The sequence below is a fragment of the Mesobacillus subterraneus genome (genome assembly GCF_023715485.1).
Classification (GTDB): Bacteria; Bacillota; Bacilli; order Bacillales; family Cytobacillaceae; genus Mesobacillus; species Mesobacillus subterraneus_B.
Genome location: NZ_JAMBOF010000064.1, coordinates 1 through 255 on the forward strand (window position 1 = coordinate 1; position 255 = coordinate 255).

1 protein-coding gene is annotated in these 255 nt (G+C 41.2%); it reads left to right on the forward strand.

Features of this window, described 5'->3' with window-relative positions:
• Positions 1-255 (forward strand): transposase (locus M3204_RS23580; protein WP_251489103.1); only part of this gene is annotated, 255 nt, incomplete at both ends.

Below are 255 nucleotides of genomic sequence, written 5' to 3' on the forward strand. Positions count from 1 at the left end.
AGCTGATCATTTCCGATGCCCATAAGGGCTTAAAAGCTGCCATTGGAAAAGAGTTTGTAGGATCCGCCTGGCAGCGATGCACGGTCCATTTCAAAAAGAATATCATCACCCATATGCCGAAAAAAGAGATGGATGAAGTGAAGATCGCACTAAAGAGAATATTCGAAGTAGCGAAAGTGGAAGACGCGAGAAAATACAAAACAGAGTTCATTGAAAAATACGGAGACAATTCAAAACTTGCGAAAGCAATAGAGA